Genomic DNA, 816 nt, shown 5'->3' on the forward strand with positions numbered 1-816 from the left:
AAAGAAMAACTTGTAGTAGAATTATCAAAAACAAACTGAGCATATCCTATGACCTACTGCTGCCAATTCCGACAGAAAATTCTTAACGATATTGCTAATGGAGAAACTTGGCGCGCTGTTGCAAAGCGCTACAAGATCAGCAAATTCACCGTCTATAGCTGGATTAAAAATCCCCATCCTAAAGGTTTTACTGAGCGTAAGCCCTCAAAGATTGATGATGAAGCCTTGCTTAAGGATATTGAGCAGTATCCTGATGATTACCAATGGGAAAGAGCTAGACGTTTTAATTGCTCGCAATCAGCGATTTGTTATGCTCTAAAGCGACTAAAGATAACGCATAAAAAAAGATTAACCAACATCCAAAAGCCGACACAGAGAAAAGAGAGCACTTTCAAGAACAAATAGTGGATAAGACCGCTCAAGACAAACCGATAGTCTATCTTGATGAATGTGGTTTTAAAGCCTTTGCTCATAGAGCTTATGGCTACAGCACAAAAGGAGAAGTTTGTCATGGAAGTGATAACTGGCATTTAAAGAACCAGAGCAATGCGATTGGAGCCATTATCAATGGAGAATTGTTTGCCTTACGCTTATATGATGGTTCTATTAACAGCGATATTTTCTCTCATTGGGTGAGAGAAGCACTGTTACCTGAGTTACCTAAAAACAGTGTAATTGTCATGGACAATGCCGCTTTTCATAAACGCAGTGTATATTCAAAGCAATCATTGAAGAGCATGGGCATGAGATAGTTTGGTTACCCCCTTATAGTCCAGACTTAAATCCCATTGAAAAGATGTGGGCTTGGATTAAGAA

General features: G+C 39.0%; 3 protein-coding genes. All 3 read left to right on the forward strand.

Annotation, left to right across the window (positions count from 1 at the left end):
* Positions 1–48 precede the first annotated feature (48 nt).
* Complete coding sequence (locus tag A5N85_RS13855) at positions 49–405, forward strand: IS630 transposase-related protein (RefSeq protein ID WP_072577651.1); 357 nt, start codon at positions 49–51, stop codon at positions 403–405.
* The gene (locus A5N85_RS13860) at positions 405–752 is read left to right on the forward strand and encodes a transposase (protein ID WP_072577652.1); all 348 of its coding nucleotides are present in this window, start codon (positions 405–407) and stop codon (positions 750–752) included. The genes A5N85_RS13855 and A5N85_RS13860 overlap by 1 nt, the downstream gene beginning before the upstream one ends.
* A partial coding sequence (locus A5N85_RS18015; protein WP_428843262.1) for a transposase occupies positions 749–816 on the forward strand: 68 nt, incomplete at its 3' end. The genes A5N85_RS13860 and A5N85_RS18015, both read left to right, overlap by 4 nt.

This window comes from Suttonella ornithocola (assembly GCF_001889065.1).
GTDB classification, from domain to species: Bacteria; Pseudomonadota; Gammaproteobacteria; order Cardiobacteriales; family Cardiobacteriaceae; genus Suttonella_A; species Suttonella_A ornithocola.